The sequence below is a fragment of the Halalkalibacter alkalisediminis genome, from assembly GCF_028610705.1.
GTDB lineage: Bacteria > Bacillota > Bacilli > Bacillales > Bacillaceae_D > Halalkalibacter > Halalkalibacter alkalisediminis.
On the sequence record NZ_JAQQWT010000005.1, the window covers coordinates 221,222 to 238,452 of the forward strand.

General features: G+C 37.7%; 21 protein-coding genes. 9 read left to right on the forward strand and 12 right to left on the reverse strand.

Annotation, left to right across the window (positions count from 1 at the left end):
* Nucleotides 1-128: 128 nt before the first annotated feature.
* Complete coding sequence (locus PQ474_RS10040) at nt 129-1,814, reverse strand: putative bifunctional diguanylate cyclase/phosphodiesterase (protein ID WP_273842587.1); 1,686 nt, start codon at nt 1,812-1,814, stop codon at nt 129-131.
* Nucleotides 1,815-1,993: 179 nt separating this feature from the next.
* Nucleotides 1,994-2,185: a hypothetical protein gene (locus PQ474_RS10045; protein WP_337956354.1), complete on the reverse strand. Its 192-nt coding sequence runs from the start codon at nt 2,183-2,185 to the stop codon at nt 1,994-1,996.
* Between the two features lie 190 nt (nt 2,186-2,375).
* On the opposite strand from PQ474_RS10045, the gene PQ474_RS10050 reads away from it, so the two are divergent.
* The 3 genes from PQ474_RS10050 to PQ474_RS10060 all read left to right on the forward strand — a co-directional run bounded on the left by PQ474_RS10050 (nt 2,376) and on the right by PQ474_RS10060 (nt 4,228).
* On the forward strand, nt 2,376-2,681 hold the full coding sequence (locus tag PQ474_RS10050; RefSeq protein ID WP_273842589.1) for a DUF3817 domain-containing protein: 306 nt from the start codon (nt 2,376-2,378) through the stop codon (nt 2,679-2,681).
* 825 nt (nt 2,682-3,506) lie between these two features.
* Nucleotides 3,507-3,659 (forward strand): hypothetical protein, encoded by a 153-nt coding sequence (locus PQ474_RS10055; RefSeq protein ID WP_273842591.1) that lies wholly within the window; start codon nt 3,507-3,509, stop codon nt 3,657-3,659.
* 245 nt (nt 3,660-3,904) lie between these two features.
* Nucleotides 3,905-4,228 (forward strand): helix-turn-helix domain-containing protein, encoded by a 324-nt coding sequence (locus tag PQ474_RS10060; RefSeq protein WP_273842860.1) that lies wholly within the window; start codon nt 3,905-3,907, stop codon nt 4,226-4,228.
* 86 nt (nt 4,229-4,314) lie between these two features.
* Here PQ474_RS10060 and PQ474_RS10065 read toward each other — a convergent pair whose 3' ends face one another.
* From PQ474_RS10065 to PQ474_RS10080, 4 genes are all read right to left on the reverse strand, one after another.
* The gene (locus tag PQ474_RS10065; RefSeq protein WP_273842593.1) at nt 4,315-4,521 is read right to left on the reverse strand and encodes a helix-turn-helix domain-containing protein; all 207 of its coding nucleotides are present in this window, start codon (nt 4,519-4,521) and stop codon (nt 4,315-4,317) included.
* A gap of 2 nt (nt 4,522-4,523) precedes the next feature.
* On the reverse strand, nt 4,524-4,901 hold the full coding sequence (locus PQ474_RS10070; protein WP_273842595.1) for a hypothetical protein: 378 nt from the start codon (nt 4,899-4,901) through the stop codon (nt 4,524-4,526).
* A gap of 147 nt (nt 4,902-5,048) precedes the next feature.
* A complete protein-coding gene (locus PQ474_RS10075) occupies nt 5,049-5,636 on the reverse strand; it encodes a DNA-3-methyladenine glycosylase (protein ID WP_273842597.1) in 588 nt (195 codons plus the stop codon).
* Between the two features lie 72 nt (nt 5,637-5,708).
* Nucleotides 5,709-6,251, reverse strand: coding sequence for a GbsR/MarR family transcriptional regulator (locus PQ474_RS10080; RefSeq protein ID WP_273842600.1), 543 nt, complete (start codon nt 6,249-6,251; stop codon nt 5,709-5,711).
* 325 nt (nt 6,252-6,576) lie between these two features.
* On the opposite strand from PQ474_RS10080, the gene proV reads away from it, so the two are divergent.
* Genes proV through PQ474_RS10095 form a run of 3 tightly spaced genes read left to right on the forward strand, consistent with a single transcriptional unit; the run spans nt 6,577 to nt 9,602 of the window.
* Entirely contained in the window at nt 6,577-7,821 is a 1,245-nt protein-coding gene (gene proV / locus PQ474_RS10085) for a glycine betaine/L-proline ABC transporter ATP-binding protein ProV (protein WP_273842603.1), read from the forward strand.
* Nucleotides 7,822-8,670: an ABC transporter permease gene (locus PQ474_RS10090; protein ID WP_273842605.1), complete on the forward strand. Its 849-nt coding sequence runs from the start codon at nt 7,822-7,824 to the stop codon at nt 8,668-8,670. It begins immediately after the preceding gene.
* A complete protein-coding gene (locus tag PQ474_RS10095; RefSeq protein ID WP_273842607.1) occupies nt 8,670-9,602 on the forward strand; it encodes a glycine betaine ABC transporter substrate-binding protein in 933 nt (310 codons plus the stop codon). Before PQ474_RS10090 ends, PQ474_RS10095 begins: the two co-directional genes overlap by 1 nt.
* Nucleotides 9,603-9,850: 248 nt before the next feature.
* Here PQ474_RS10095 and aguB read toward each other — a convergent pair whose 3' ends face one another.
* Both aguB and PQ474_RS10105 read right to left on the reverse strand, forming a co-directional pair.
* Complete coding sequence (aguB, locus tag PQ474_RS10100) at nt 9,851-10,726, reverse strand: N-carbamoylputrescine amidase (protein WP_273842608.1); 876 nt, start codon at nt 10,724-10,726, stop codon at nt 9,851-9,853.
* A gap of 23 nt (nt 10,727-10,749) precedes the next feature.
* On the reverse strand, nt 10,750-11,775 hold the full coding sequence (locus tag PQ474_RS10105) for an agmatine deiminase family protein (protein WP_273842610.1): 1,026 nt from the start codon (nt 11,773-11,775) through the stop codon (nt 10,750-10,752).
* Nucleotides 11,776-12,088: 313 nt separating this feature from the next.
* On the opposite strand from PQ474_RS10105, the gene PQ474_RS10110 reads away from it, so the two are divergent.
* The gene (locus PQ474_RS10110; RefSeq protein WP_273842613.1) at nt 12,089-14,002 is read left to right on the forward strand and encodes a triple tyrosine motif-containing protein; all 1,914 of its coding nucleotides are present in this window, start codon (nt 12,089-12,091) and stop codon (nt 14,000-14,002) included.
* Here PQ474_RS10110 and PQ474_RS10115 read toward each other — a convergent pair.
* Both PQ474_RS10115 and PQ474_RS10120 read right to left on the reverse strand, forming a co-directional pair.
* Nucleotides 13,996-14,181 (reverse strand): hypothetical protein, encoded by a 186-nt coding sequence (locus tag PQ474_RS10115; RefSeq protein ID WP_273842614.1) that lies wholly within the window; start codon nt 14,179-14,181, stop codon nt 13,996-13,998. The two genes, PQ474_RS10110 and PQ474_RS10115, sit on opposite strands and share 7 nt — an antisense overlap.
* Before the next feature lie 8 nt (nt 14,182-14,189).
* A complete protein-coding gene (locus tag PQ474_RS10120) occupies nt 14,190-14,621 on the reverse strand; it encodes a GNAT family N-acetyltransferase (protein ID WP_273842616.1) in 432 nt (143 codons plus the stop codon).
* 123 nt (nt 14,622-14,744) lie between these two features.
* On the opposite strand from PQ474_RS10120, the gene PQ474_RS10125 reads away from it, so the two are divergent.
* Nucleotides 14,745-15,302 carry a YpiB family protein gene (locus tag PQ474_RS10125; protein ID WP_273842619.1) on the forward strand — a complete coding sequence of 186 codons (558 nt, stop codon included), beginning with the start codon at nt 14,745-14,747 and terminating at the stop codon, nt 15,300-15,302.
* Between the two features lie 161 nt (nt 15,303-15,463).
* Here PQ474_RS10125 and PQ474_RS10130 read toward each other — a convergent pair whose 3' ends face one another.
* Together PQ474_RS10130 and PQ474_RS10135 are read right to left on the reverse strand one after the other, a co-directional pair.
* The gene (locus PQ474_RS10130) at nt 15,464-15,937 is read right to left on the reverse strand and encodes a thioredoxin family protein (protein ID WP_273842621.1); all 474 of its coding nucleotides are present in this window, start codon (nt 15,935-15,937) and stop codon (nt 15,464-15,466) included.
* Nucleotides 15,934-16,365: a disulfide oxidoreductase gene (locus PQ474_RS10135; RefSeq protein ID WP_273842623.1), complete on the reverse strand. Its 432-nt coding sequence runs from the start codon at nt 16,363-16,365 to the stop codon at nt 15,934-15,936. The genes PQ474_RS10130 and PQ474_RS10135 overlap by 4 nt, the downstream gene beginning before the upstream one ends.
* Nucleotides 16,366-16,805: 440 nt before the next feature.
* On the opposite strand from PQ474_RS10135, the gene PQ474_RS10140 reads away from it, so the two are divergent.
* Nucleotides 16,806-17,093, forward strand: a complete 288-nt coding sequence (locus PQ474_RS10140) for a hypothetical protein (protein WP_273842625.1) — start codon at nt 16,806-16,808, stop codon at nt 17,091-17,093.
* Nucleotides 17,094-17,231 lie beyond the last annotated feature (138 nt).

The following is a 17,231-nucleotide window of genomic DNA, read 5'->3' on the forward strand; positions in this document are numbered from 1 at the left end:
TCTTCTACTATAACCATTTTCTGTTTTCTGTAACTTATCATTGAGCTCTATTCATCATATCGCACTATTTAGTTTGGTGCATGAACGAGCATCGTAAACTCATACAAACAAAAAACCTAACCTTAGGCTTATGGTTCTGGCGTAAGGTCAGGTTCTGGAAGTAGATCTTTCCATTTACGATAGGTTTGTCTCTCCACCTTTTGTAAAATTTCCTTTGGAGCAGGCTTACTAAATAGATAACCTTGAAGCTCATCGCAGGACGCTTCCATCATTAGTCTGGCTTGCTCTTTTGTCTCAATGCCTTCTGCGGTCACTTTCACTCCAATTTTCTTTGCTAAAGAGAGAATAGAGGTAACGATATGAAATTCCTTAGAATCTCGCGAAATATTTTGGATAAACGCTTTATCAATCTTAATTTTATCAACAGGTAGCACACGCAAATAGTTAAAAGAAGCGTGACGCATCCCGAAATCATCTATGGCTACTTTAAAGCCTGCTTTTCTTAATGAGCATAATTTCTTAATCAACTCTTCCTCATTATCAAGCAATGTATGCTCAGTTAATTCTAGCTCAATTTGACTTGGGTCAATTCCATATTTCCAACAACTCGCTAGTAAGGTTTGTTCCAACTCTATTGTTTCTAATGTCTTTGTAGATAAATTGATAGAAACATTAACTAAACCCGAATGTTCATTCGCTAAAAATTTACACACATTTTCGATCACCCATGCATCTATTTCTTTAATATAGCCGTTATTTTCTGCCGCGATAATAAAGGAATCGGGAGGTACAGAGCCTAGCTGAGCACTAAACCATCTAAGTAACGCTTCATAGTGCACCTTTCCTGTCTCTACATGGACAATCGGTTGAAAATAGAGGACAAACTCTTGATTGACAATGGCTTTTCGTAATTCATGTTCTAACTTAGGCTGACGTATGATCTCTTCTGCTTTCCCTCTCTCATCAAATTCCCTAACAGCATTACCTCTTTCTTGCTTCGCTTGCAACATCGCATGATAGGCCTCATTGATCAAATTAGTAGCCGTTTTCCCTTCTCCTTCTGAGAAGGTCATACCTATAGAAGTTGTTAAAATCACAACCTCTCCATCTACGAGCATAGGGGTCGAGACTTCTTTTTGAATCTTTTTCATCCATTCGGTAGCATTCTGCTTCATCGAAAAATAGAAAATAAATTCATTGCCAATGACACGTGCTAATTCAATCTCATCAGCTTGACAATGAGCCTGAAGTCGCTTAACCATTTCGATGATAAACGTCCCTTGGCTTTCATTTTTTCTATGAATAGGCTTATTAATCGGGTGAAGCTTCATATAGCATAAAACAAACGGTCGTTCCAAGTTGTTAGCAAATCTTTTTTCTAATTTATCAATAAAACAAGAATAGCTTGGTAGCCCTGTAAGTAAATCGACCGTGGTTTCCTTAGTTGTTTTCATTCGTTCGGTATAACTAATATAATAAGAAGACGATTGTTGATCGGTAAGTGGCATAATAACTAAATTGGCGACTTCATCAACGGACTCCATATTGAACTTGTCCTGAATAACAACTGGTTTCTGCGTTTGCCGCGCTTCTGTATACAAAGCAATTAGATGATCAGCTAAATAATTGGGATAGACTTCACCAATTGATCGTCCAAGACATTCATCTCCAAGTGACGCAAGTTCTTTAGCAGCCGGACTGATATATCTATAGATAAATTGCTCCCTTTCAAACTCCATTAAAAAAACAATTCCGTACATATGCTCAAAAGCTTCAATTAGAGTTGATATCGGCACTAAATTTTCTTTTTCCATGTTTGCACACCACACTTCCAAAAACCATTAGTTATTATATCGTCACATTCTCGTCAATCTTTAGTATGGCTAAATAAACTACTTCCTTCTACTATAACAGCATTTTCGCTATTTTAAATCATTCTTATACCCCAAATGAGGATGACTTGAAAAAAGAAGTCACCCTTTTATACGTAAAGCTACGAGCCCACGACTTCACCACCATTGACATGGATGGTCTGACCTGTTACATACCTTGAATTTTCTGCAATAGGATTAGGGGTCATTGGGTATTCCAAGCCCGGTTGCAGCTCAGTCTCTTGTGGGGGGGATGAAATGGGCTGTTCTTCACACTTGGTTTCTTTGTCGTAATAAGGATAATTAGGATACATAAGAAAGCCTCCTTTAGTGTTCAGATGAAACATCTATTTTCTAGATATAATGTTTTATAGCCCTATTCCAATAGATGGTTTCACGTGAATGTTAAGGATTCATGAAATGTTAATACATGAATGAAAGAGTAGTTGTTATAATAGAGAGTAAGAGTTAAAAGTTAGATTAAATGGATTGGGGTTGAATGGTTTGAGTAAAACACTTAAAGCGTTTCGGATGATTGGCTATTTAGAGGGCATGTCTTTCCTGCTTCTTCTTGGAATTGCCATGCCACTTAAATATATGTTAGATATGCCGTTAATGGTTACGATTGTTGGGGCCGCTCACGGAGCATTATTTATTCTTTATATTGGAGCCGTTCTTTTTATGAAAATAAATGAAAACTGGACTTACAGGAAGGCTTTCCTTGCTTGCGTCGCTTCGGTCGTTCCATTTGGTCCTTTTATTTTTGATGCTAAGTTATTGAAGGAAGAGCCTGTGACGAAGGGGTTTTAGACGAGCTTCTCACTTAAAGGTTGTTTAAAAAGGAGCTGAACCTTTTTAAACAACCTTTTTTATGCTTTACTTATTTATTCTACTATTTAGCTTCTTTAAAAGGATCGTTCAAATCGGTAAATTTGATTAAGATTTCCCACTACTGATTTTGAAAATCTAATAAAACCATAGGGCAATAAGACTGTCCAAATCTCGTATAGATTCATAGATCATTCAATATTTTGCTTCTTACTAGCAGCGTACATCTTACGTTTTTTTTGCATAGGCATAGTCAATGTCATTTGGATTTAGTACAACCGACTGTTTTTCGCCTACCCCATTAATGCCTGATTAGAGTTGCCTTATGCACTTTGACTCATAAAAAAGACTTAAATGGGTTACTAAGAGTAACCATTTTAATCTTTTTCCTTTTTCATTTTCACTTTAAAATTTTACGGTTATAACATTGGTTTTATTTTGAAAACGGCAAACTCTTTTTTGATTTCACAAAACATTTACAGTGTAGTTATCACAGGACCATAGTCTCACTTCTTTTGATCTTTATTAAAAACAGGTAAATTTCCTACCAAAAAAGGTAATTCCCCTTAAAAATATCTACGAATTCCTTAGCATAACTAAGTATTTATTTATTTCTATCATTCGGCTCTTATAAATTTAAAGGTACCTATTTTTTTCTAAAATATCAGTTCTAAATAAAGAACAAAATAATTTAACAACAACCAAATAATAACTTTATTTCTTAACATTTCCGTATTATACTATTAATAGGTTCTTTAAAAAGAACAAAACGTGCACGTTTGTTTTTGTGAAAAGGAGGATTTCTTGATGGATCAAAAAGCGGAGATACTTGATTCGGGTTGGCTGGAGCTCATCGTTGCCGCAAAAAGACTAGGTTTTACCTACGAAGAAATTAAGGACTATTTACAAAATCACTCTTCTGAACTCACTCTCACAAAAAATGCAGAAATAAGTGACTGATTATTTAGTCCTTATTTTCTATTTCTTCACTCGAATCTTTAGTACCGAATTATGTAGAAGAACCGTTCATTCACACAACTTAATGAGTAGACCATATGAAATTCTCTTAACAAAACCCACTAATAATCAAAAGTCACAAATAAATAAAAGAGGATTTGGATGCTCGAATAGTGGTTCTATTTACAGAACGTTATCGACACTGCTATAATTTAAGTAATTATATTGGCAGAGAGGAAAAGATACATATGATCGGTGAACGTGTTAAGAAGTATCGACTTGAAAAAGGCTTTTCTTTATCTGAACTAGCCGAGCGAGCTGGGGTTGCCAAATCTTATCTAAGTTCAATTGAACGAAACATTCAATCTAACCCCTCTATTCAATTTCTAGAAAAAATCTCTTCGGTACTTGGGGTATCTGTTGAGGATCTTTTAAATGAAGAACACAATTATGGAAATGAGTTGGATTCATCGTGGATCGAACTTGTAAGAGAAGCAATGGACTCCGGAATTAGCAAAGATCAGTTTAGGGAGTATTTAGAATTTAATAAATGGAAAAACAAGAAATCTTAAGACTAGGGTGACTTCGTATACATTCGTTCTGTTAGCCTCCTTATAAAAAGCTAGCCTTAGCGAGTGATAAACCGTCACCCTTTCTTTTATTTTTTATTTAATGATTCAATAAGTTCAATAAACTCTATTCCAAGTGCAGTTGAAATCTTCTCCAACACTGAGATACTCGGATTTTTTTGCATACCTCGTTCAATATAACTAATATATGACTTTGATACACCCGATAGAGCTGCTAGCTCGTTAAGAGTCATTCCCTTTTCTTCTCTTATCATTCTAATATTGCCTCCATTCATCGTTATAACTCCTCATTGGTAACATACTTACCTTTTTGTTTGTATAACCTAGGAACTTCAGCATCTTGTATCAAAGGGATAAACTGACTGTGACTCATAAAAAATGCAAATTGATAGTGATGTGAATTCTTCCCCTTTTTACTCATAGACTTTATAATCGTTCCATATAAATCAAGGTCATTTTCGGCAATGGTTGTTCTCAATTGATAAATAATAGATTCTGATAGTGGAAATTTAAGCTGACTTACAAATGATAAGGATCTAGTTGTAATTTCTAGAATAATAACAGACGAAAGCTTAGAGTCTACTATTCTTCCATCTACTTGGTGGATCGCTATTCTTCCTATCAGAGGTTGTTCAGAACTCTGTATGTTTGGCATTTAATCCTCCTATTCATAACCCTTCTTGTTCTCTTTAAAGAACATTATACATTCAACCTAACGAACAGTAAACCTTTTTTGTTCTTAATAATGAATTAAGTAGAACACAAAAAGTTGGTTTCTTCTGATAAGAAACCAACTTTTCGTTTACTTTGATACAAATGCATTATGTTTCTCCCAAAATCTCCATAAATAATCTTTCGCTTCTCCACTATTTTCTATCCCAATCCTCGTTCCTATCTCTATGTTTACAGACATTCTTCCTTCTGCAATAAAAAGTGGGGGGTGAAAACTCGGTAATCCATAATCTTCGTTTGTAATACCCATAGCTTTTGTTAATTTCCCTGGGCCGTTAGTTAGTTCAACTTTCTTTTTGTTTAATCCCCTGCGTTCATACATTAAATCTATTCCCATACAAGGTTCAACCGCTCGAATTAAGACTGCCTCTGGCTTGTCTAACTCCCCGCTCACTATATTAACCAAGCAGTGTGTATGCATCACATATGTATATATATAGCCTGCCGGACCAAACATCACTTCTGTTCTCTTTGTCCTTCTGTTCCCAAAGCTATGGGCCGCTCGGTCTTTGGGCCCTTTATACGCTTCTGTTTCAACAATCCAACCCGCTGTTGTTCCTTCTTCCGTTTCTTTAACGAGTAGCTTCCCTAATAAAGACTCAGCCAGGTATAGTGTTGGTTGATTGAAATAAGAACGATCTATAGGCTTGAAATCCATTTATTTACCTCCATATGTACGCTTGCTCCTGTTTCATTGAAATAAATTCATCCATTTCCATAGTCTTATCATTTAACGTGTATCTTTTTTCTTCGGTATAAGGTCGAAAATCTCCTTCGATTCTATACTATCCACAAATCGATTCAACCAATCATAGTATTCTAATGCATACATTAATTTCTCTTTGTCTATTTTTACGGCTTCTTTTGTTTCTATTGACGTTTGTTCATCTTCAAGTAATTCATCTAATTCCTTTAAACATTTATGAATCGTCGTCATGTTTAAAGTAATTCCATTTCTCCACTTAATTGAAAAAAGGTCTGCAAATGTTTCATACCAATCATCTACAGATGTATATAGGTCCTTGCGTGTTCCTTTTTTCCAAACTTTCTCGACCATATTCAACTCTTGCAGCTGTCTAACAGACGTACTCATACTCGTTTTACTCATTCCGAGCTCATCTTTCATACAATCTAAGGTCATGGGTTCTTCACTATAATAGAGCAAACCATACAAACGCCCAACGGAAGGAGTTATTCCATACAAATTCATATTCTGTGCCATTGAATCAATAAAGCGAGCTCTAGTCTTTTCCAACTTTTCGTTTTCGTCCACTCCATCACTTCCCTGTGATTTTCTATTCATTTACGTTTAAGAGGTGACAAGAACCCCAATTCAACAGATATTTGAGGTTTTTAAAAGCCAAACTGACTTCTCGAATACCTTCTCTGGTTATAGCCTATCATACGAAAAACAAAATTTGAAATGCTTAAAACACAGGTAGGAGGAGTTATATAGAGGAAATGTACGCATTCAGTGGGTAATATTCATACAGTTTTATCTGTACAAATAATATATACTGTATTTGCCCTATTCTGCTCTTTGTGTAAAGTTCTAAAAAACTTATACAATTATGAGGTGGAATTAAAGAGGTGAAGAAATGGAAACAAACAAAAGTATAAAAATAACGGTCGATAACGTGACCAAAGTCTTCGGAAAAAATGTCAAACAAGCTATCAAACAGCTAGAAGACGGCAAATCGAAAACGGAAATTTTGGATCAAACTGGTTGTACCATCGGTGTAAACCAAGCTAGCTTTGACGTTTACACAGGAGAGATCTTCGTCATCATGGGGCTTTCTGGGAGTGGTAAATCTACTCTTGTCCGCTTACTCAATCGTCTCATTGAACCAACGACTGGAAAAGTAACCATTGACGGGCAAGATGTCGTCAATATGTCAAATGAGCAGCTTCGCGAAGTACGCAGAAAGAAAATTAGTATGGTCTTTCAGAAATTTGCTTTGCTGCCGCATTATACCGTATTAGAAAACGCTGAATATGGATTAGAAATACAAGGAGCACCGAAAGCGAAGCGAACAGAACAAGCACTTGAATCATTGGAACTAGTTGGCTTAAAAGGTTATGAAAATCAATACCCTAGCCAATTAAGTGGCGGAATGCAGCAGCGTGTAGGGCTTGCAAGGGCGCTCGCTAACAATCCTGATGTGTTACTAATGGACGAAGCCTTTAGTGCACTCGACCCATTAATCCGAAAAGATATGCAAGATGAACTTTTAGAGCTACAATCGTCTGTTGAAAAAACGATTGTCTTTATTACACATGATTTAGATGAAGCGTTACGAATTGGCGACCGAATTGCCTTAATGAAAGATGGAAACATCGTTCAAATTGGAACGCCTGAAGAAATTTTAATGAACCCATCTAATCAATATGTAGAGAAATTTGTCGAGGATGTTGATTTATCAAAAGTACTAACTGCTTCTCACATTATGAAACGGCCTGAAACCGTTCAAGTTGATAAAGGTCCACGTGTGGCTCTTCAGCTTATGAAAAAGCTTGGCATTTCATCGATTTATGTGGTCGACAAACAGAAAAAATTGCTCGGGGCGATCACAGCAACCGATGCATCTTCTGCCATTGAAAACAAGAAAACGATTGATGACGTTATGATCAAAGATCTCACGACGGTGCTTCCTGAAACGCACCTGATTGATTTATTTGATAAAGTCTCAGAAGCATCGGTTCCGGTTGCGGTTACAGATGAAAATCAACGACTTAAAGGCATCCTCGTAAAAGGCGCTGTCATTGGCGCTCTAGCAGGAAACCATGAACACATTAATCTCCTTGCTGATGAGCAAGTTGACTCTACTAAGGGGGTGAACTAATTGGAAGACTTTATTCCAAAACTCCCTTTAGCTGACATCATTGATGTATTTGTAGCATGGTTAACGTCGAATTTAAGCGGCGTATTTGATGTAATAAGTGTGATTTTACGAGGAGTCGTTGATGGGATTGAGTGGATTCTTATTTTACCTCCGCCTCTTCTATTAATCTTGTTGATTGCCCTACTTGCTTGGAAAACGAGTAAATGGCGAGTCGCTCTGTTTGCCGTAGTCGGTCTGCTCCTTATATGGAATCTAGGTTACTGGGAATCGATGATTAAAACTTTGGCTCTCGTACTTACGGCGGTATTTGTCACCATTCTTATAGGCATTCCTATTGGGATTTGGGCATCCCAAAGCAAAAAGGCCCGACAAGTCGTCACTCCCATTTTAGATTTAATGCAGACAATGCCAGCCTTTGTCTACTTAATACCAGCGATTTTCTTCTTTAATATTGGGGTTGTACCTGGTGTGTTTGCATCTGTTATATTTGCGATGCCACCGACGATTAGGCTAACAATTCTCGGAATTCAACAAGTTCCGGAAGACCTCATTGAAGCAACCAACGCGTTTGGTTCGACAACGAAGCAACGTTTATTAAAAGTTCAACTGCCTCTTGCCATGCCAACGATCATGGCAGGAATTAACCAAAGTATCATGCTCGCTCTCTCAATGGTTGTGATTGCAGCCATGGTTGGTGCACCTGGACTTGGAACGGAAGTGTACCGGGCCGTTACACAAATTAAAACGGGTGTTGGTTTTGAAGCGGGTCTAGCTATTGTGATCATTGCGATCATTTTAGACCGGATCACTCAAAATATAGGAAAGAAAAAACAAGGGGGAACACATTAATGTTTAAGAAATTACTAGGTTTCACAACCGCATCTGTTTTAGCTTTAGGTTTAGCTGCTTGCGGAAGCGAGGATGCTACAACAGAAGAGACACCTGCAGAGAATGGTGCAGCAACGGAGGAAACATCTGCACACATTGGCGAGCAAGTTGACTTTGAAATTATCGGGATTGATCCAGGTGCAGGTCTGATGAACATTACCATTAATGACGTCTTACCTGAATATGGTCTAGAAGATGATTGGACGGTTGTCGAAAGTTCTGGAGCTGCCATGGCTGCTGCATTATCAAGTGCTTATGAAAATGAAGAGCCGATTATTGTAACAGGTTGGAGCCCACACTGGAAGTTCTCTGACTTCGATTTGAAATATTTAGAAGATCCATTAAACCTGTATGGTGGAGCTGAAGATGTTCATACCATCGCTCGTTTAGGACTAGAAGATGACCATCCAAATGCTTATGCTGTTTTAAATCAATTCCAATGGGAGCCTGAGCATATTGAATATGTAATGGCACTAATTAATGAAGGCACCGACCCAGCTGAAGCTGCAGAGCAATTTGCAAATGAGTATGCTGACTTAGTTGCCACTTGGACAGACGGCGTTGATTCTGTTGACGGAGATGAGCTTACCCTTCTATATGTTGCATGGGATGATGTTATCGCAGGTACAAATGTGGTAGGATCTGTACTAGAATCTGTTGGATATGATGTTGAACTTACTCAAGTGGATGCAGGTCCAATGTGGGCAGGTGTAGCAACAGGCAGTGGTGATGCAACAGTTGGCGCTTGGTTACCAACAACACACGCAGACTACTATGCACAATATGAAGATGATTTTGAGGATCTTGGTTCAAACCTTCATGGTACTGCACTTGGCTTAGTTGTTCCAACATATATGGACATTGATTCCATTGAAGATTTAGTTGTAGAATAAATGAAGGAAGCCAGAGCTTAACATGCTCTGGCTTTTTTCATGTGAACCAAGACAAACCTGTAATTCTGTTGGAGTTCTATTCATTCTTATATCAGCTTTTTGACGCGCTTATTTTCAGGATGTTAAGGCTTCATTCAAGCTTTGACTCCCTGTCTTCCCTCTTTCCAAGGTTTTAGGGCTTCATCCTCTATTTCCAGGCTCTTAGCACTCCATCTCTCATTCACTACACTATAAAGAACTCCACTTTATTACACCGTCAATTCTCCATCATAAGACGTTATAATCTTATACAAATCCGGTCTGCGGTCTCTGAAGATGCCCCACTCGATTCGTTGATGGTCAAGTGCATCTAGATCAAACTCAGCCACTAAAACGGTTTCCTCCGTACGCCCAGCTTCTTCCATTTTATTTCCTTCGGGACCAGCAATGAACGATGAACCATAGAATGTAATCTTAGAATCCTCATCTTCCTCTACACCGATCCGATTCGAAGCAATGACTGGCACTAGGTTGGATGCAGCATGTCCTAGCATGCACGTTTGCCAGTGGTCTTTTGAATCAATCGTTGAATCATGTGGTTCTGAACCGATTGCTGTTGGATAAAAGAGAATCTCAGCTCCCATTAGAACCATGCAGCGAGCTGCTTCTGGATACCACTGATCCCAGCAAACCCCAATTCCGATCTTCCCATAACGCGTATCCCAAACTTTAAAGCCGGTATCCCCTGGATTAAAGTAGAATTTCTCCTCATAACCGGGTCCATCAGGAATATGACTTTTTCGATAAACACCAAGCACTTCCCCATCTGCATCAATGACAGCTAAGGAGTTGTATCTAGCATTGTTTTTCTTTTCATAAAAGCTAATCGGAAGCACGACCTCAAGCTCCTTAGCTATTTTTTTAAAGTGGTTAACCGCTTTGTTTTTCTCAAGTTCCGTCGCATATGAATAATAGTCAGCCTTTTCCTTTTGACAGAAATATGGGCTTTCAAATAGTTCTTGAATTTGTATGATTTGAGCACCTTTACTTGCGGCCGCGCGAACTAGTTCTTCCGCTTTTTTAATATTATCTTCTACACAACCTTGATCACCCATTTGTGTTGCTGCCACTTTCACTTTTCTCACGCTAATCACCTCTACTTCTATTATTAAGCTTTAATCATTTGCTGAGTCGTACAATGAACATTGCCGCCCTCTTTAATAATGGCCATGCCATCTATTGTGCGTATTTTCCTGTCAGGGAATGTAGCTTGTAATACATCGATGGCTTTTTGATCGTTTTCTACAGCCTCCCCGCCAAATACAGGAAGAATAATTCCACCATTCACAAAATAAAAATTAAGGTAGCTAAGGGTTAAGCGGCTTTCCTCAAAATGTGCTTCTTTTGGCTGTTCGATTTCTATGATCTCCAGTTTCCGACCTTTCGCATCAGTAGCATTACGTAAAATCTCCAAATTTTCCTGTGTAATCTGATAGTTATCATCACTAGGATCATGACACACCTGCATAATCACTTTTCCTGGCGCTGCAAAACAGGCAATGTTATCGACATGACCGTCTGTCTCATCTCCACTTAATCCTTTCTTTAACCAGATGATCGCTTCAACAGCGAGGTAATCTTTTAAATACTGTTCGACCAATTCTTTTGTTAAATCGGGGTTCCGGTTTGGATTGAGCAGACACTCTTCCGTTGTAATGAGGGTTCCTTCGCCGTCAACATGGAACGAACCACCTTCCATCACAATTTGAGCGTCAAAACGTTTTACACCAAAGTGCTCAAGAACTTTCGGCGCTACTTGATCATCTAAATCCCAAGGACTGTATTTCTCACCCCATGCATTAAATACCCAATTAATTCCTGCAACCTTGCCTTCTTCGGTCTTGATGAATGTTGGTCCATTATCGCGGAACCAGGCATCGTTATGCTTAATAGGAAGTAAATCTACTTGCTCATTAGCGAATAGCGCTTTTAATTCTTCTATATCTTCTGGATTGCTTACGACGGTAACTGGTTCAAATTCTGCGATTGCTCGTACCAACTCAACGTAACCATCCCAAACCATTTTATAGTCATTAGGATACACCATTGAATCTTGAACAGGCCAAGAAATAAACGTCCGCTCGTGGGGTGTCCACTCTGCTGGCATTTTATAACCTAAATCTTTTGGATACATGTAGTCATCTCTCTCTTTACATTTATATTTTCTTAAGCTTTAAGAAACATCATATAACAAACTTTCCTCATTCTCAAATGTAACTTCTAACTTCCCTTATAAGTATGTTTTCTCCAATTAAATGACAGGATCACTTCGATAGTTAGCGCCTAATTTTATCGGTCACGAAACGAATCCTAACAAGATTACGTTTAACAAATGATTCCAAAACAGGTAAGTCGAAACATTTCAAAATTCGACTTCAGCTTTCAACAAAAATTACATCTCTACTAGTTTTATACTCCTAGTAGAGACTACTTACTGGAGGGTTATGATGAAAAAATTAACTATTTTTATTGTTTTCCTGCTTTCCTTTTTTCTATTCAGTCAAACGACTTTTGCCAACTCTACTAATCAATTAATCATGATCAACAAGGCGACAAATCAACTAGCCTATTATAATAATGGAAAAATGGTCAAGACGTTTAAAGTTGCCACCGGAAGGCAAAATGGCTTTACGCCCGAAGGAACGTTTAAAGTGGTCAACAAAATAAAAAATCGTCCTTATTATAAAGACAACATTGCCGGCGGTGACCCGCGAAATCCCCTCGGTGACCGTTGGCTTGGTTTGAATGCAAGAGGTACACATGGCACCACTTATGCGATTCATGGCAATAACAATTCTAAATCAATTGGAACTTATGCGAGCGCTGGCTGTATTCGTATGTATAATGATGAAATTCGTTGGTTATTTGACCAAGTTAAAGTAAACACTCCTGTTGTCATTACAAACACGAAACAATCCTTTGACACGATCGCTGCAATACACGGCTACAATGTTGAGAGTAAACTAAGCAAAGTATCCGTGTCCACCAAGAGTCCACAACCTACGAACACATCCATAACAATCAACGCTAACACTTCAAGTGGAAAAGACCCATTATTTAAGTACGCCATCTATGATGGTTCAAAATGGACGACACTAAAAGATTACTCATCTAGTAAATCAATAAACTGGAAACCAACCAAGGCAGGTTCCTATAAAATTAAAGTTCAAGTTAAAAGTAAAAAGTCGACGAAAAAGTTTGATGATGAAAAAGTCATTAACTACAACATTTTTACGCCGGCAAGTATAAAGTCTGTCAAAACAAGTGTAGTCAGTCCACAACCTACGAACACGAGTATCTCAATCTCAGCTAACAGTAATAGCAACCAAAATAACCTATTCAAATTCTCCGTGTACAACGGGGAAAAATGGACGACGATTAAAGATTTTTCTTCTGCTACTAAAGTAAACTGGAAGCCTTCTAAAGCTGGTTCCTATAAAGTCAAAGTTCAGACAAAACACAAGAAGTCGAAAAAGAAATTTGACTCTGAAAAGACGATCCATTATCACGTATACGACGCAGCTAAAGTCACATCGTTTACGACAGATAAAACAGGCCCAAGTCCCGACAACTCGACGATTGTTCTCACGGCTAAATCAAATAAGGATTCAAACAACTTATTTAAGTTTCTTGTACATGATGGTTCTAAGTGGAAGACAATTAAAGATTTCTCTTCTACTTCAAAAGTGAATTGGAAACCTTCTAAGGCGGGAACGTATCAACTAAAAGTACAAGTAAAACATAAATCTTCTAAGAAAACGTATGATCAGCAAAAAGAAATTAACTATGTGATCTACAAAAAAGCAACTATTGAAGCCGTCCAAACAGATAAAGTAAGTCCGCAATTTGCTAAAGCAAACATTGTTGTCTCAGCTAAGAACGTTAACAAAGATCACCTATACAAATTTTTAATTCATGATGGTACCGAGTGGAAAACGGTCCAAGATTATTCTAATCAAGCGAGCTATAATTGGAGTCCGAACCATGACGGCCGCTATAAAGTGAAAATAGAAGTAAGGCACAAGTTGTCCAAAGAGAAGTACGATGACTTTAAGGAAGTGGAGTATTATATTAACAAACCAGTTACGTTACAACAGTTAACACCGACGATCCGTGAGCACGCAGCAGGTCACCCGTTAACGATTAGTGCAATCGCAACAGGCGGCACAGAATTGCAATACAAATTTGAACTACTGCAAAACTCTACTTGGGTTACTTTACGGGATTTCGATCCATCTAATACATTTGAATGGATTCCCCCTAATGAGAGTGGCGACTACACGATTCGTGTCTTAGTGAAGGAAAAGGGTTCACCTAATGAATTCGATGCTGTCCTTGAGCAGACATATTCCCTTCAATAAAAAAAGCCCGCGAAAAAGGTACGGTTTTTACCTTTTTCGCGGGCTTTTAAGCAATGGGCGGGGTTTCTCAATCCGCTGGCGCGCAACGTGTGGAGCCATTGCTGCTTCCTCAAATCTGCTAAAAAGATTTTTTCAGTGCCCTCGAAAACCCTACCTTTTTCTGTAACTTTTTGTTTCACGTGAAACATCATATATTTCGTTCCATCATGGTTGAGACATCGTGGAACCCTAATTTATCATATAATTTCTTTGCATTGTTACCCGCGAACACATTGAGTTGAACTTTTCCGAAACCCTTTTTTTTACAAATCTCAAGAGCATACCTCATTAAAGCCTCTCCACAACCATGCTTTCTCCATCTTGGTAGTACATATAGCTCTAAGATCATACCGATAACTTCTTCTTTGTAGGGCATTTGCGTTTCACCGATTAATATCCAGCCACACAGCACTCCTTTTTCTACTATGACATGGTATTCACCTTTGTAATGTTGAGTCATATCGTAATTAATCATCTGAGCATTGCCATTCATATACCCTAGCGTCGCTTCCTGTTGAACAATAGGTGCATAACTTTGAATGAAATGTAATTCTTGATTGCTCGCTCTCCTTATCAACATGTCGTCCTTCCCCTCTCCATCAACCTCTCCATTACTTTATTCATTTATTATTTAGGACGTTCTTAATTGCTAATTGATCTGATCATGTTATGCTAGAGGAAAGAAAAAATTAGGGTGATTCAAATGAAAAATTGGGTTTCTACAACGGAAAAAAGCAATTTTTTAAAATGGTTTTTACAACAACATCAACTTAAACATAAAGATGCGCGCATTTTAATTGAATATTTACTTAAACAACATCCTATTCTCGAGAACCTAACTTTTACAAGTTCGATTAAACCAGCTGAGAAATCGGTCATCATCTCAAGCATGCAATCGGATCAGCCCGGGTTTGTTTATTACAATGGAAAGACTAAAACGGAAGATGTCTCTAAGGCACTCGGAGATTTAATGAGCAATCCTGCAGATAAATTAAATATCGTCTTACATTTTTATGGGAAACAGTCAAACCAACGCTATCTTCAACTTGTTGAACCGACTACGAATTATTTTGTTCGGCATAAACAATTTCAAGAGTACTCAAAAGAGGTTAACAGTTTAATAGAGAAATCTCTAATTGAGCAGGAGATTAAAAAGGTAAGAGATGAAATTGATGCCGCCTTAGACCAGAATGATAAGCAATTATTTAACAGATTAGTAGAAAGATTAACAGAGCTAAAAGAAATCGAAAAGAACAAATAATCCATTAAACGGATGCCTCCATGTGATTTATGGTAGAGCTCGTCAATACCCAAGCGGATACTTTTTCTTACGCGATGTACAGTTAAATCGCTAATTTAGCAAGCAGCGTTACATGCATAAAAGCCCTTTTCTTCCATTTTAGAAAAGGGCTTTCTTCGTGTCTATTGATTTAAAACATAGTCATTAAAAAATTGCATGAACTCCTCATTTGAGGCCGCACCGACAATTCGTCCTTCCTCCACTCCATTATCAAAGTGGACAACCGTCGGGGTCGAATTTAAGTTATATTTATCCCAACCTTGTTCAAACTCTTTTAGGTTATATTGAACGAGATTAATTCCGGCATCCTCTGCTAATGGTGCTAAGCGAGGCGTTGTTTCCTTACAGAACTGACAAGTTGAACTGTAAAAATAAACGGTGACCGCTTCATTGTTTGCAAGCGTATCTTCTAATTCTTCAGGTAGAATAATATTTTGATAGTTTTCATCATTCATAATTTCAATTGTGGCTGGATGTAACTGGCTTTTCCCAAACGGATTACCTGCCGACTTTTGCGTTTGTTGCACGTTATTAACAACAATTAAGGCAACAAATAAAAGAATGACAACACTTCCAAAAATGACAATTTTCTTCATGATATCTGGTCCTCCCTTGATTTACGTAAAACGAGTAAGCTACAGACTAAAATAATTGAAAAAGCGATGAGCGCAAGGAACGGAATGGTCACAAAACCAAACCAGTTAATATACTGCCCTGTACATGGGACCCGTCCACAACTTGGCGCAACTTGGGAAAAGAATGAAAGCTTTTGAATGGAATAATGATAAGCCGATAGGCAAAATCCAATGAAAGATAAAATCGCCGCATAAAAAGACGCACTTGTCTCTTTTCTGATAACCCCAATGGCCAAAATTAAGACCAATGGATACATCACAATTCGCTGATACCAACAAAGCGTACAAGGCTCATACAACCTAATCTCCGAGAAATATAACGAACCCAGCGTCGCAACCAATGAGGTAAGCCAAGCAACTAAAGTTAGATTTTCAATCGTTTTTTTCATGAGTTCTCCTCTTATCTAAACCATTTTCAGTCTTCATTATATAAAAAATCAATCTTATAAGCTAGTTTTAGAGTCATATGTTTTTTTCTACTAAAAGAGGAATTCATACTATAGGAGAATGATCTAAAGGAGTGGGCAATAGTGACCGCAACATTAATAGGGGTTTATTTTATTATTATTTTCTTATTTACCAACCATTTGATACCTACTAATAAAATAAAACGTCTGTGCTGTTTATCCTTTTCAAGAGGATTGGCTGTTTCTTATGTTTTTGTTTATGTCTTGCCACTCTCCATCGTGAGGAACAAACTCTTCAAACCTCTGAAAATCAACTAACAATGCATTCAGAGCTTTATTTTATTGGACTGGTTGGGCTACTAGCCTTTTATGGACTACAGACGAAGATTGAACAAAATGAAAAAAGGACAAAGTAATCACTCTTGTGGGTAGAAATATTCTTTTTTTCCATTTACAACATATTGATTGTCTATGTTGTTACAGCTTCAAATGTTAATGGGATACAAGCTCTTTTTTACGGGGTTGCGGTTGGTCTCCATTTTATAGCTGTTTCACACGACTTATGGAGAAAGAACCCTACTTTGTACAATGTCATTGGAAGATATGTGATAACGATCGGAATTATTATTGGATGGGCAATGGGCACTCTCGTCACTTTATCTTCTTTTACTCAATCTCTTATCTTTGCTTTTATCTCAGGGGGGCCATGATTTTAAATGTACTGAACCAACCAAGATGCTCACTTTCCCACTTTTGCTACTGCTGTCTTTTCTTATACAACAATCACATTGGCTTTAAAATTGTTTTTTGAATGGTAACTTTAATCATTGTGCACTTTAACAATATAA